Annotated in this window: 3 protein-coding genes and 1 pseudogene; all 4 read left to right on the plus strand. The window is 71.4% G+C overall.

Translation table 11 applies throughout. The features are described from left to right. Window positions 1-140: 140 nt before the first annotated feature. The gene (locus tag AB0K00_RS55215; protein ID WP_363539281.1) at window positions 141-2,060 is read left to right on the plus strand and encodes a discoidin domain-containing protein; all 1,920 of its coding nucleotides are present in this window, start codon (window positions 141-143) and stop codon (window positions 2,058-2,060) included. A 61-nt stretch (window positions 2,061-2,121) separates the two neighbouring features. Beyond that, window positions 2,122-4,038 carry an RICIN domain-containing protein gene (locus AB0K00_RS55220; protein ID WP_363539283.1) on the plus strand — a complete coding sequence of 639 codons (1,917 nt, stop codon included), beginning with the start codon at window positions 2,122-2,124 and terminating at the stop codon, window positions 4,036-4,038. 298 nt (window positions 4,039-4,336) lie between these two features. Beyond that, window positions 4,337-5,356 (plus strand): glycosyltransferase, encoded by a 1,020-nt coding sequence (locus AB0K00_RS55225; protein ID WP_363539285.1) that lies wholly within the window; start codon window positions 4,337-4,339, stop codon window positions 5,354-5,356. Beyond that, window positions 5,353-6,000 (plus strand): annotated as a pseudogene (locus AB0K00_RS55230) (hypothetical protein); the annotation flags it as partial. The gene AB0K00_RS55225 and the pseudogene AB0K00_RS55230, both read left to right, overlap by 4 nt.

The raw sequence follows: 6,000 nt of genomic DNA on the forward strand, positions 1-6,000 counted from the left end.
TGCCAGTCCCACGGCCCTCACCGGCATGCGTCAACCACCTGAGGTGGTCTTGACAATCGGTGGGGGCCGATGCTGTGCTGTCCTCCGCTTCGTTACATTCATGTTTCATTTGTTACATCCGTATCTCTGGGAGAGACGCGATGACACGACAGGTGTTGCGGCTGGTGGCGATCGGTGCCGCCGTTGCGGTCGGGCTGACAGGGTTCACGCAGGCGCAGGCGGGCGAGTCCGCGGCGGCGAGGGTGTGGGTGACGACCGTCGATGGGACGGAGCTCATGCACGAGCGGGCCCCGGTCGCGTTCGGCCGCCCGGTCGCCGGCGATCCGAACCCCACCGTCACGGTGGATCCGAGCCGCGAGTACCAGACCATGGACGGTTTCGGCGCGTCGATCACCGACTCGTCCGCCGCCGTGCTGTACCGGCTGAGCCCGGCCGAGCGGGAGCGGGCCATGCGCGCCCTGTTCGACCCGGCCAAGGGTGACGGCGTGAGCTTCCTGCGCCAGCCGATCGGCTCGTCGGACTTCACCGCCGCGAGCAGCCACTACTCGCTCGACGACGTGCCGGCGGGGCAGAAGGACTTCAACCTCTCGCACTTCAGCATCGCCCGTGACCAGCAGCAGATCCTGCCGCTGCTGCGCCGGGCCAAGCAGCTCAACCCGCAGGTGAAGATCATGGCGACGCCGTGGAGCCCGCCGGCGTGGATGAAGACCAACGACTCGCTCGTCGGCGGCTCGCTCATCGACGATCCCGCGATCTACAACGCCTACGCGCGGTACCTGGTGCGCTTCGTCCTTGCGTACGCCGCCAACGGCGTGCCGGTCGACTACATCACCGTGCAGAACGAGCCGCAGAACGGCGGCCAGAACGGCTACCCGACCACCGCCATGCGGGTGGCGCAGGAAGCGAAGGTCATCGAGGCGCTCGGCCCGCTGCTGCGGATCGTGAGCCCCCGCACGAAGATCATCGGCTACGACCACAACTGGGCCACCCACCCCAACGACGTGGTCAACGTCCCGCCGGGGCAGGACCCGGAGACCGACTACCCCTACCAGCTGCTGAACAGCCCGGCTGGGAAGTGGCTCGCCGGGACCGCGTACCACTGCTACTACGGTGAGCCCGCCGCGCAGACCGCCCTGCACGACGCGTTCCCGGGCAAGGGCATCTGGTTCACCGAGTGCTCCGGCTCGCACGGCGCGAGCGACACCCCCGCGCAGTTCTTCCGCGACACGCTCAAGTGGCACGCTCGTACCATCGCGATCGGGACGACCCGAAACTGGGCGAAGTCGGCGGTCAACTGGAACATCGCCCTCGACGCGACCGGCGGCCCGCACCTCGGTGGCTGCGACACCTGCACCGGGCTGATCACGGTGCAGCCGGACGGGACGTTCACCACCAACGCCGAGTACTACACGATCGGGCACCTGTCGCGGTTCGTGAAGCCCGGCGCCGTCCGCATCGCCAGCACCTCCTTCGGCACCACCGGCTGGAACGGCCAGATCATGGACGTCGCGTTCCGCAACCCGGACGGGTCGACCGCCCTGGTCGTGCACAACGAGAACGACGACCCCCGCACCTTCACCGTCGCCGCCGGCGGCCGCACCTTCAGCTACACGCTGCCCGGCGGTTCGCTCGCCACGTTCACCTGGCCGCGCAGCCGGGTGTTCGACGACGGCCTGCGGCTGCTGTCCATGAAGGGCGCCACCGCCACGTCGCTGCCGGCGAGCCCGGACGCGAGGTTCGCCGTCGACGAGGACGCCTCGACCCGCTGGTCCGCCGGCCAGGCGCAGGAGCCCGGCCAGTACCTGCAGGTCGACCTCGGTGAGCAGCGGCGCTTCCGCCGGGTCGCGATCGACAGCGGCGGCAGCATCGGCGACTACGCACGGGCCTGGCAGTTGTCCGTCAGCGACGACGGCACCTCCTGGCGCGTGCTCGCGTCGGGCACGGGCACCGGCCAGCTCACCAACGTCGACGTGAAGGCCCGCGCCCGCTACGTGCGGGTGACGAACACGGGCACGAGCGGCAGCTGGTGGAGCCTGGCCGACCTGCGGCTCTACGCATAACCGCGGTGGAGGCGGGGCCCGCCAGCCCCGCCTCCTTCACGACCCTCAGAAGGGAACCCCCATGACCGACCGCCCGGTCAAACGTCTCCTCGCCACCTGTGCCGCGGGCGCGCTGCTCGCCGCCGGCACCGCGTACGTGATCACCCAGGCGTCGCCCGCCCTCGCCGCCACCAACACCAGCGTCTGGCTGACCACGCCGGACCGCGCGAACCAGCTCACGAAGAAGGCCGACGTCGCGTTCGGCACCGCCGGCAGCGGCTCGACGATCACCGTCAACCCGAACACCACCTACCAGTCGATGGTGGGCTTCGGCGCGTCGTTCACCGACTCGTCCGCGAACCTGATCTACAACTCCTCGGCCCGCAACAGCATCATGACCGCGCTGTTCAACCCGAGCAGCGGGATCGGCCTGAGCTTCCTGCGCCAGCCGCTGGGCGCGTCGGACTTCTCGCTGAACTTCTACACCTACGACGACGGCGCCGCCGACCCGAGCCTGTCGCGGTTCTCGGTCGCGCACGACCAGGCGTACATCCTGCCGCTGCTCACCCAGGCCCGCTCGCTGAACCCGCAGCTGTCCACGATGGTCGTGCCGTGGAGCGCGCCGGCGTGGATGAAGACCAACAACAACCTGGTCGGCGGCTCGCTGAGCACCAACTACCAGGGCACCTTCGCCGACTACCTCGTCCGGTCCGTCCAGGCGTACCAGGCGGCGGGCGTGCCCGTGCAGTACCTCAGCGTCCAGAACGAGCCGCAGTTCTCCCCGCCCGGCTACCCCGGCATGCTGATGTCGGCCTCGCAACAGGCCGCGATCATCAACAACCTCGCGCCGAAGCTGTCCGCGGCCGGGCTCGGCACGAAGATCCTCGCCTGGGACCACAACTGGGACAACACGACGTTCGGTCAGCAGGTCCTCGCCGCCACCGGCAACAACACCGCCGGCACCGCGTGGCACTGCTACGGCGGCGACCCGAGCGGGCAGAGCACCGTGCGCAACGCCTACCCGGCGAAGGACATCTTCTTCACCGAATGCTCCGGCATCGAGTCCGGCAACACCTTCGCCGACTCGCTGCTGTGGCAGGGCCGCAACCTCGCCATCGGCGCCACCCGCAACTGGGCGAAGACCGTCACCACGTGGAACATGGCGCTCAACCCGTCGCACGGCCCGGTCATCGGCAGCTGCACCAACTGCATGGGCGTCGTCACCGTCAACGGCGGCAGCGTCACGTACAACGCCGAATACTACGTTCTCGGGCACCTGGCGAAGTTCGTCAAGCCCGGCGCGGTCCGCATCGACTCGACCGGCTACGGCCAGGGCGGCATCGAGAACGTCGCCTTCCGCAACCCGGACGGATCGATCGTCCTCGTCGCGGTGAACTCCGGCGGCGCCCAGAACTTCCAGGTGTCCTTCGGTGGCTCGTCGTTCGGCTACAACCTGCCGGCCGGCTCCATGGCGACCTTCACGTGGCCGGGCGGGCCGGTCACACCGACCAGCCAGCCGCCGGTCACCTCGCAGCCGCCGGCCACCACGATCGATCCCACCAAGTGGTATCAGGTGGTCAACACCAACAGCGGCAAGTGCCTCGACGACGCCGGCTGGGGCACCGCCAACGGCACCGCCCTGCAGCAGTGGACCTGCGGCGCCGCGGCCGCGACCAACCAGCAGTGGCAGTTCCGGCCCACCAGCGGCGGCTACTACCAGGTCGTGAACCGGTTCGCGCCGAACCTGGTCTGGGACGTCAACGGCGGCGCCGGCGCGACCGGTGACGGCGCCCAGGTGCACCTGTGGGCATATGGCGGCGGCACCAACCAGCAGTGGCTGCCGGCGTCCCTCGGCGGCGGTGCGTTCCGCTTCACCGCCCGTAACAGTGGTAAATGTCTCGACGTCCGGGATGTTTCAACCGCTGACGGTGCGTGGCTGCAGCAGTGGGGCTGCACCGGCGGCCTCGCACAGTCGTTCCGCCTGGTCACCCAAGGGTGACCTACGTCCCGGGGGCCCTCCGCCAAGGGCTCCCGGGGCGTTACCGGGTGTAGGGTCCAGATATCCCGGAAACCAGCGGCCCTCCCAGGTGCTCCGCAATCCCGGCGTTCTCGGTTGCTGTGTGTCACCGTGTCCACCTTCCGGTGCTTGCCGCGGCACCGGGCGAGAGGTTCGGCATATGGCGATCAGTTATGGCTTTCTCAGCACGCATCCGCCGACGCTTTGTGGACTCGCCAGCTTCAGTTCGGCACTCGCAAGGCATCTACCCGTCGAGCGCAGGCCGCACGGCATCGTGCGGGTGACCGCCGCCGGCGACGACCAGCGCGCCAGGGCCGATGTCACCCACACGTGGCGGTCCGGCCCGGGCGACGGCTGGCGCGGCGCCGCCGACGTGCTGGGTGGCTACGACGTCGCCGTGGTGCAGCACGAATACGGCATCTATCCCGGCCGTGACGGCGAGGACCTGCTGCCGCTGCTGCGCCGGCTGACGGTGCCGAGCATCGTCGTGCTCCACACGGTGCTGACCCGGCCGAGCCACGCGCAGCGGACGCTGCTGGAGAAGATCATGGCTGTCGCCGGCGCCGTCGTGACGCTGACCGACACCGCCCGGGACCGGCTCCTCGCCGGCTACACGGTCGATGCCGCGAAGGTCAGCGTCATCCCGCACGGCGTCGACACCCCGGCCGTCGACCCGGCCCGCGACGGCGCCCAGCCGCACCTGCTGACGTGGGGGCTGCTCGGCCCCGGCAAGGGCATCGAATGGGCGGTGCGGGCCCTGGCCCGGCTGCGTGACCTCGACCCGCGACCGATCTACACGATCGCGGGGCAGACCCACCCGAAGGTGCTCGAGCACGAGGGCGAGGTCTACCGGTCCGGCCTGCAGCGCCTCACGCACCTGCTCGACATGGCGCACCTCGTCCGCTTCCGCGGCGACTACCTGGACCGGGCCGCCCTGTCGGGTCTCGTCCGCTCCGCCGACGTGGTGGTCCTGCCCTACGACTCCCGCGAGCAGGTCACCTCCGGCGTGCTCGTCGAGGCGGTCGCCGCCGGGATCCCGGTCGTCGCGACCGCGTTCCCGCACGCCGTCGAGCTGCTCGCCGACGGGCCCGGCCTCGTCGTGCCGCACCAGGACCCGGCCGCGATGGCCGCCGCGGTCCGCCGCATCCTCACCGAGCCCGGCCTGGCCGCCGAGCTCACCGGCCGCGGCCGCACGCTGAGCGCGGCGGCACGGTGGCCGGTCGTCGCACAGCGTTATGCGGACCTCGCCCGGAGCCTGGTCCACGCGCGGCCCTCCGCGCTCGACGCGGTCGCCGCGTGACCGCGCTCGCGGTCCCAGCGGTTACTGTCACCACGGATCTCGACTTCACCCACCTCGTCCGGCTCACCGACGACACCGGGCTGTTCGAGCACGCACGCCACGCCACGGTGCGGCGCGAGCACGGCTACTGCACCGACGACGTGGCCCGGGGGCTGCTGGTCACCAGCCGCGAACCGGACCCGTCGCCGGCGGTGCTGCGCCTCGCGGAGTGCTACCTGACGTTCCTCGCGCACGCCCAGGACGGCACCGGCGCCTTCCACAACCGGCTCGGCCACGACCGGCGCTGGAGCGACGAGCCCGGCCTCGGCGACTGGTGGGGCCGGGCCGTGTGGGGCCTCGGCACCGCCGCCGCGCGCAGCGCCGCGCCGTGGATCCGGCGGGAGGCGCTCGGCGTGTTCATGCTCGGCGCCACGCGACGGTCGCCCGCGGTGCACGCGATGGCGTATGCCGGGCTGGGCGCCGCCGAGGTGCTGCGCGTCGACCCGGGCAACACCGTGGCCGCGGCCCTGCTGCGCGACGCGGCGGCGGCCGGGGGGGGGCGCCCCGCCGGCCCGCGGGGGGCGGGGGCCCGGGGGCAGCGCCCCGCTGGGGACGCCGCCCGGGGCGGGGGGGGCGGGGGCGCGGGGGACCACCAGCGCGCCCAC

Origin of the sequence: Dactylosporangium sp. NPDC049525, from assembly GCF_040676755.1 — a bacterium.
In the GTDB taxonomy this organism is placed as follows: domain Bacteria; phylum Actinomycetota; class Actinomycetes; order Mycobacteriales; family Micromonosporaceae; genus Dactylosporangium.